This is a genomic window from Anaplasma bovis, assembly GCF_036903315.1.
Taxonomy (GTDB): Bacteria; Pseudomonadota; Alphaproteobacteria; order Rickettsiales; family Anaplasmataceae; genus Anaplasma; species Anaplasma bovis.
The window spans coordinates 1-7624 of record NZ_JAWLNY010000050.1; the positions used below are offsets into that span (position 1 = coordinate 1).

5 protein-coding genes are annotated in these 7624 nt (G+C 43.4%); 1 reads left to right on the forward strand and 4 read right to left on the reverse strand.

Translation table 11 applies throughout. The features are described 5' to 3' along the window. Positions 1-355: 355 nt before the first annotated feature. From nuoH to gyrB, 4 genes are all read right to left on the reverse strand, one after another. Positions 356-1423 (reverse strand): NADH-quinone oxidoreductase subunit NuoH, encoded by a 1068-nt coding sequence (nuoH, locus tag R4I06_RS03940; RefSeq protein WP_334414260.1) that lies wholly within the window; start codon positions 1421-1423, stop codon positions 356-358. A gap of 1 nt (position 1424) precedes the next feature. Next, positions 1425-3500 carry an NADH-quinone oxidoreductase subunit NuoG gene (gene nuoG, locus R4I06_RS03945; RefSeq protein WP_334414262.1) on the reverse strand — a complete coding sequence of 692 codons (2076 nt, stop codon included), beginning with the start codon at positions 3498-3500 and terminating at the stop codon, positions 1425-1427. Positions 3501-3509: 9 nt separating this feature from the next. After that, on the reverse strand, positions 3510-3725 hold the full coding sequence (locus R4I06_RS03950; protein ID WP_334414263.1) for a hypothetical protein: 216 nt from the start codon (positions 3723-3725) through the stop codon (positions 3510-3512). A gap of 396 nt (positions 3726-4121) precedes the next feature. After that, a complete protein-coding gene (gene gyrB, locus R4I06_RS03955; RefSeq protein ID WP_334414264.1) occupies positions 4122-6503 on the reverse strand; it encodes a DNA topoisomerase (ATP-hydrolyzing) subunit B in 2382 nt (793 codons plus the stop codon). A gap of 551 nt (positions 6504-7054) precedes the next feature. On the opposite strand from gyrB, the gene R4I06_RS03960 reads away from it, so the two are divergent. Beyond that, positions 7055-7621, forward strand: a complete 567-nt coding sequence (locus R4I06_RS03960) for a UbiX family flavin prenyltransferase (RefSeq protein ID WP_334414266.1) — start codon at positions 7055-7057, stop codon at positions 7619-7621. The last annotated feature ends 3 nt before the right edge of the window (positions 7622-7624 follow it).

The following is a 7624-nucleotide window of genomic DNA, read 5'->3' on the forward strand; positions in this document are numbered from 1 at the left end:
TATCAGGCGCGCGCTCTAACCGATGAGCTACAGACCCTGATTATGATACTGTTGCGTAATGCCTTGATACTCTTCCTTACTATTAGTAGAGAATACTGTAACCCTAAGGAAGAAATTCGACAAATTTGGCTTCAGTACCTTCAGTCGCGTTAAGTCCTTTCATAGGTGAATACAGAAACCAAGTCTGCTGTAGCCGCATGTACTGTACAACTTATTTTTCTGCTAGAGCTACGCATACTCTGCGTTGACTTAATACGACTACAGAATCAAAACCTCTATACTACAAAAGGTATCAAACGAATAGATTTCTTTGGAAACAATACGAATTCTATGGGTCTAAAAGACTGAAATCGCACTAGTTACTCATACCAGGCAAAGCATCAAAGTATAGAAGGATGCCAGATACTAGCATTACCCATACAAATGAAAACGGCAACAAGACCTTCCATCCCAATCTCATAAGTTGATCATATCTATAACGCGGTATGGTAGCCCGCACCCATATAAAACAGAATAGCAAGAAGAAGACCTTTAGGAAAAACCATATGAAACCCGGAATCTTGTACAAAACACCGATATCAATTGGAGGATACCACCCACCAAGAAACAGGATTACCATCATGGCGCTAACCAAAATCATGTTTGCGTACTCTCCCAAAAAGAACATCGCAAACGACATGGAAGAATACTCCACGTTATATCCTGAAACCAATTCAGATTCGGCCTCCGGGAGGTCAAATGGGTGACGGTTTGTCTCTGCCAAAATAGAAATAAAAAATACAAGCGCCATAGGCAGAATGAGAATATCCATCCAATACGGCATTGCATGCCTAGCCGTTACTATTTCGCCAATTTTAAGCGAGCCAGTAGCCAATGATACCGTCAACATAACAAGCCCCATGGACATCTCGTATGAGATCATTTGAGACACTGATCTAATAGCGCCTAAGAACGCATAATTGGAACCACTTGCCCACCCAGCAATTATGACGCCATAAACCTCAAGAGATGAAATTGCCAAGATGTATAGCAATCCCAAATTTAAATTTGCCACAACATGAGGAATGACTTCCACGACACCGTCGTGAGTAACTTCACTCGCACCTAATGGAATAACTGCCCATCCCGCAAGCGCAAGCGCAAACGTTATTACAGGGGCAATAAAAAATGCGATACCTCTGGACTTAAAAGGAATAATACATTCCTTAGTTAAGAGCTTGAGAGCATCAGAAAACGGTTGCAGTAGCCCTAATGGCCCAACAACACTTGGACCATGTCGCATTTGCATAAACGCTATAACCTTGCGTTCCATGTACACCAAATATGCAACGCATACTAATACGCCCACCATCAGCGATAACATGCCGACAAGCAATAGCCCTGATGAATATACCCAGGACAACAAATCGTGTATAATACTCATATCAGCATGCTTTGCTTACAAAAAATTTCGTACACTTAGCCATTGTATGTGAAGCCCTACTAATAGGGTCTGTCATATAAAAATTCCTCTCATGTGAGGTAAAACAACCACTAAGCCCACTGAAAGTAATATCACAAGATGGAACAGTCCACTTTGCAGGAACAAGACAACCTATATTTTCGTCCCGAAATTGCGGCCCAACAACATTTCCCAACTCCTCCCATAAATCAAATACGGTTACATACGAAAATGGGAACCCAAGAGCCTGTGCGAGCATACTTACTATGACCCAGTCCTCTTTTGAGTCACCAGGAGATGGTACAGCTATCTCCGTTCTCTGAACCCTACCTTCTGTATTCACATAAGTTGCTCTCTTTTCGGTATAAGCTACGCCTGGCAACACTAAGTCAGCCACATGAGCACCCCTATCAGCATGGTGACCTTGATAAATAACAAATAACTCAGGATTTCTTTCCTTAGCAGAAACAACATCTACTTCGTCAGCGCCCAGCAAGTAGAGCACATTAATATCCCCTCCAGCAGCTGCATCCAGTATTTCGCTAACACCTGTCCTCATTGGATCTTCAGGGATAAATCCTACATCTAATCCACCAACGCGTGCAGCAGCTCTATGTAGAACGTTAAACCCATTCCACCCATCGTTACGGACAACACCAAACTTTTCTGCAATCTCCGCCGCCTTTGTTAGAACCGCATAGCCCTCAGCATGTACTAGAGCATCATGGCCCACTATTATCATCGCCCGCTCTGCAGACGAGAGCAATGAACTCAACTCATGCTCACCGTTGCACACTTTCTCTAGCAAATCTATATTCTTACCAAAATTTTCGGTCTTGTAGTTGTAGTCAAAGGCATGACCTATAACGGCTATACGCATACCACTATCAAGATAACGCTTGCGTAGCCTCGCATTTATTATGGGAGCATCGTATCTAAGATCTGAGTTGATTATTAGACAAAAATCTGCCGACTCTATTCCAGCTATAGATGTGTTGAAGATGTACATCCCCCGACAATCGGCACTCAACTTCTCACCAGCCTGTCTGCAGTCTATTTTCGTGCTACCAAGATTGGCAATAAGCCTCTTTAGTAAGAACATAGACTCGCAATCTGCCATGTCACCAGCAATCGCAGCTATTCTGCCATTACAAGCAGAGCGCATCTTACTAGCCGCAGCAGACAAAACCTCATCCCAACTTACTTCTACCAGCCTACCATCTATCCTGACACAGGGCTTTTCTAGCCTCTGCAAATACAAACCGTCGTAAGCAAAACGTGTCTTATCAGATATCCACTCTTCGTTTACATCCTCATTTAGCCGGGGCAATACCCTCATAACATTGAGGCCAACACAGTCAACCCTTATGCTACTTCCTACAGCATCCATCACATCTATCGTGTCACAGTGGAACAGCTCCCAAGGCCTAGCTTTGAATGCATACGGCTTAGATGTCAAAGCACCTACAGGACATAAGTCAATTATATTACCCGATAATTCCGAACGAACGCCTTCCTTCACACATGTGTCGATTTCCATCTTCTCGCCTCTGCCGAAAGTTCCAAACTCGTACGTTCCAGCAACATCTGATAAAAACCGGACACACCGCGTGCAGTGGATGCATCTGTTCATTGAATTATCTATCAAAGGGCCAAATACCTTCTTAGATACAGCCCTCTTACCTTCATCGTATCTTCCAATGCCGCACCCATACGCAACCACTTGGTCTTGAAGATCACACTCCCCACCCTGGTCACATATAGGACAGTCCAAAGGATGATTAACAAGCAGTAACTCAAGAACACCCTTGCGCGCCTTCCTTACGCGCTCGGTGTCCGTATTGATGACCATATCCTTTGCGACCGGCATAGCGCACGACGCAGCCAGTTTTGGTTGTCCGACAATCTCCACAAGGCACATTCTGCAGTTACCGGCTATAGACAGCCTATCGTGATAGCAGAATCTTGGAATCTCCACACCGGCACTTTCACATGCCTGAAGCACTGTCATCCCACAGTCTACATCTATACTTATAGAGTTGACAGTAACCTCAACCACAAGATACCTCTATATGCTTGACCACTCTAGCGGAAGGCCATTAGCTCCTCTCACCAGGCTTTCGTCATCAAACTGCGCAGCCATGAACACCTGACCTCTATCTCTGTCTATGTAGCGCACTGGCTTGATTGCCTTGCCATTGTACATTTTTGCCGCACTGCCTTTCTTCCTTTGTAACGGATTATTCTTACTCGCGGTCTTAGCGACTTTACCACCTTTTGCCATACCACAAACCTACAAAAATAAGGATCATTCTACCAGATAGACCCACACCGTCAATACAAACCAAAACCAACGCGCAAAACAGACCCCACGTAATGAGCCGACACTAACCAAAGCACAGCCAGCACGACACCACCAATTCACTGCACAGCGCCCTAACAAGGCAGATCATAAAATGACGCATTTACAGTCTAAACTGCGTAACCCACCCTTAGCTTGTGGCACATCCTACAATAAGGAAATAAATGAAAGAAATTAATAATACCTGAGACAACATACTTACAATTACTCCGCGAGAACAGACATCCTGACAACTTTGCACGAAAAATTATACAACACGGATGCAAAAACTACTAACCATTCAAGAGGAGTATAGCACAAAAACTCTGCAAAAGTTGTTTAAGAGTCTATGTTCTGCACTTTTAGCGCGTTATCATTAATAAAATCTCTCCTAGGCTCAACAAAATCTCCCATTAGAATTGAAAAAATAGCGTCGGCAGCCTCAGCATCTGAGATCTTCACCTTCAGCAGAGTCCTAGTGGCAGGATTTAGAGTAGTATCCCATAGCTGATCAGCATTCATCTCACCAAGACCTTTAAACCGCTGCAGAGCCATATCTTTACGACCAAACTCAACAACACTGCCCGCAAGAGCACATGGGGCAGGTATCCTCACCTTGTAGTCTTTTGCAGCCAATACTGCATCTTCCCTAAAAATATCCTCCATTCCGTCAAGCGTCGCAAGGACAGCTTGAGCATCACGTGAGCTCATAAAATCTGCGTCCAAAAAGTACCTATCCACCATACCTTGAGATAACCTGAGAAGCTGCAGCTTACCATCATCAAGCAATTCCACATTCCACTCATATTCTGGAAACATGCTATTAAGATGCTCCATTATTTCCACCGGAGCCCCATTACCACATCGCTTATAGCGAACTATGAGAGATTCCAGCACTTCCTGCGGAATAACTCTAGAGTAGGACTTTGTTATATTTGCGATACGAACACACTTACGTAGAACAGATTGCAACTCTGCACCCGAATAATCACTTCCACAACTAAGCACCAGGCTCTTTGTTGCATTGCCAACGATATAATCGCTGAGCGCCTCATCATTCTTTATATAAGTATCTTTCTTGTGCCTAGTAAGTTTGTATAAAGGAGGCTGCGCAATGTATAGATAGCCAGCATCAATAAGTTCCCTCATATACCTAAAGAAGAACGTTAGGAGAAGAGTCCTAATATGCGACCCATCAACATCCGCATCCGTCATTATGATGATCTTGTGGTACCGTACTTTGGAGATATCAAAGCTATCTATTCCAATATTGCTACCAATTGCGGTTATCAATGACGCTATCTCACTCGATGACAATGTCCTGTCCAATCCCACCTTTTCAACATTTAGGATCTTACCACGTAACGATAATACTGCCTGACAACGCCTATCTCTACCCTGCTTAGCCGAACCTCCTGCAGAATTTCCCTCTACTATGAAGAGCTCAGAAAGCTCTGGAGATTTCTCCTGGCAATCAGCAAGCTTCCCAGGTAATGATGTGAAATCTAGCGCCCCCCTACTCTTTATTACCTCCCTTGCCCTTCTTGCCGCTTCTCGGCCCTTTGCAGACCTTATAACCCTCTCCACTACACTCATAGCTAACTTTGGGTTGGTCTCAAATATCGAAGAGAGATTTTCAAACACTATACTCTCAACGGCTATCCTAGCTTCGGAACTCACAAGCTTGTCCTTCGTCTGCGATGAAAACCTCGGATCAGGCATCTTAACAGACAACACACATGTCAAACCTTCCCTAACATCCTCACCGGTAATGGTCACCTTTGCCTTCTTCAAGCACCCTTCATTTGTCGCATAGTTATTGACACATCTTGTCAGCGCTGAGCGAAAGCCAGCCAAATGCGTACCCCCATCGCGTTGGCGTATGTTGTTTGTAAAGCACAGCATATTCTCATAGTAAGAGTCATTCCAACACATCGATATCTCTACAGAAATATCGTGCCCGCCCATTATCCCTTGCAGAGTTATTACTTGAGTTACAGGAGTCTTGTTTCGATCCAAGTACCCAACAAATGCTGCAACGCCCTTAGTGCCATCTCCAGAAACAGAGCCGAAATTAGATTCCAAAGCTGGAGATTCGCGCAGGTCTTTCAAACTTATCTGAATGTTGGAATTCAGGTATGACAACTCCCTAATTCTCGTCTCAAGCGTCGTATAATTAAAGTCAGTAAACGCAAAAACATCCGGAGATGGCTTGAAACTAATGCTGGTACCTTTTTTCTGCCCACAGTCGCCAACAATCTTTAGCGGAGCTACCGCACTGCCGTCTTCAAACCTAATGAAATACTCCTTGCCCTCTCGATAGATAACCAACTCTAACCAGCTCGAAAGTGCGTTAACCACAGAAACACCTACCCCGTGTAACCCACCTGACACCTTGTAGCTGTTGTGATCAAACTTCCCTCCAGCATGCAACTGTGTCATTATAACCTCAGCGGCTGATATGCCTTCCTCTGAGTGCATATCCGTTGGGATACCCCTTCCATTATCTGTAATGGTTATGGACCCATCAGTACGTATAACTACATCTATCTTGTTACAAAACCCAGCTAGCGCCTCATCGATGGCGTTATCTATAACTTCATATGCCATGTGATGTAATCCTGAACCGTCGTCAGTATCCCCGATGTACATACCTGGACGTTTCTTAACTGCATCAAGACCTCTTAAGACAGTTATCGAGCTAGCGTTGTAACTACTCATGCTGAAATATCACCAAGAAAAATAATCCTCAATGATACAAAAAATCTCGAAAATGTAAAACTTCAATCCACCTAAAATAAGGCACAGTACAAAAAATGCGAATTAAAGACCAAAACTCATGACATACTTCTTACGACATAAACGTAGTTCTACTCCTCTGTAGGAGCTGTAAATAAATCACAACTTAAAGTTGAAGTTACTTAACTGAGACACATCTGTAGTAATAAAGCATCATATTCGAAGAGCATTAGCTTTCACGCAAATAAATTGTACAGATCATACAGCTGATTGTAGCAACAGCCCAAGAAATTGACCTATTGTTTATAAATTAAGAAAATTATAAAACCAAACTAACAAAACCTCGCTGATAGCAGAGCTCACATATGACGAATGTAAACACAGACATACTCAGTAAATATTGTGTATACACAGTGTTTAAGACTCTACATCGAAAGCAAATAAAGAGATATCTCTGCCTCACAAAAACTGTATAATGAACAAGTGGTAGTTACACGTATAGTGGCCCGTTTTAGTCTGTTATGGGATAAGCAGTGCGAATTGTAGTTGGAATCAGTGGCGCTTCGGGCGCAATTTATGGAGTGCGGATACTTCAGCACTTAAAGAAATCAAGCGCTGAAGTGCATTTAGTTATAAGTGACGCCGCAAAAATAACTTTGAAGCACGAGTGTGAAAACATTATAACGCTTAGTCAGCTTGAACAGTACTGTTATAAGTGCCACAGTTATGATGATATTGGGGCTTCAATAGCGAGTGGATCGTTTTCAACTGAAGGTATGATAGTAGCTCCTTGTTCTATGAGAACAATGTCGGAAATCGCCTCTGGTATAGCGTCTAGCCTTCTTACCAGAGCTGCGGATGTTACCTTGAAAGAGCGGAGGAAGCTTGTACTAATGCTTAGGGAAACTCCTTTACATCTTGGGCACCTACGTACAATGACAACCCTTGCAGAAATCGGAGCAATAATTGCGCCGCCAGTACCGTCGTTTTACCATAATCCCCAGACAATTATGGATATAGTTGATCATTCCGTAGCACGGGTGCTAAATATCTTTGGTTTGTGGGACAGTTCACGTGAGTGGCAGGGCCTAGACAATTAGTTC

Coding starts and splice junctions, on each gene's coding strand:
- nuoH (WP_334414260.1), bottom strand. CDS start 1,423: ATGAGTATTATACACGATTTGTTGTCCTGGGTATATTCATCAGGGCTA.
- gyrB (WP_334414264.1), bottom strand. CDS start 6,503: ATGAGTAGTTACAACGCTAGCTCGATAACTGTCTTAAGAGGTCTTGAT.
- R4I06_RS03950 (WP_334414263.1), bottom strand. CDS start 3,725: ATGGCAAAAGGTGGTAAAGTCGCTAAGACCGCGAGTAAGAATAATCCG.